At 56.5% G+C, this 420-nt stretch carries 1 protein-coding gene; it reads left to right on the forward strand.

Going from position 1 to position 420, the window contains the following annotated elements:
* Positions 1-420, forward strand: a 420-nt coding sequence (locus tag KP705_RS18175) for a transposase (protein ID WP_215765309.1), incomplete at both ends; no start/stop codon positions are given.

The following is a 420-nucleotide window of genomic DNA, read 5'->3' on the forward strand; positions in this document are numbered from 1 at the left end:
GTGAYSAGCTCGAAGCATTTTCCCGGACTGTGGATTTTGAAGTGTTCCGTCCTGATCTGGAGAAGGCACTGGCCTATTCAGATGGAAGCAAAGGCGGGCGACCGCCATTTGATCCGGTGCTGATGTTCAAGATCCTGGTGATCCAGACGTTGAACAATTTGTCTGATGAGCGGACGGAATATCTGATCAACGATCGCCTGTCGTTCATGCGCTTCCTTGGGCTGGGGCTTTCAGATCGTGTTCCTGATGCCAAAACACTCTGGCTGTTCCGTGAGCGCCTGACGCAGGTGGGAGCGATCGAGGGTCTGTTCAACCGTTTTGACGCGACCCTGCGGCACGCCGGCTATCTGCCGATGTCGGGCCAGATCCTGGATGCAACGCTGGTGGCGGCTCCAAAGCAGCGCAACACGAACGCCGAGA

It is taken from the genome of Gluconobacter sp. P1D12_c (assembly GCF_018812105.1).
In the GTDB taxonomy this organism is placed as follows: domain Bacteria; phylum Pseudomonadota; class Alphaproteobacteria; order Acetobacterales; family Acetobacteraceae; genus Gluconobacter; species Gluconobacter oxydans_A.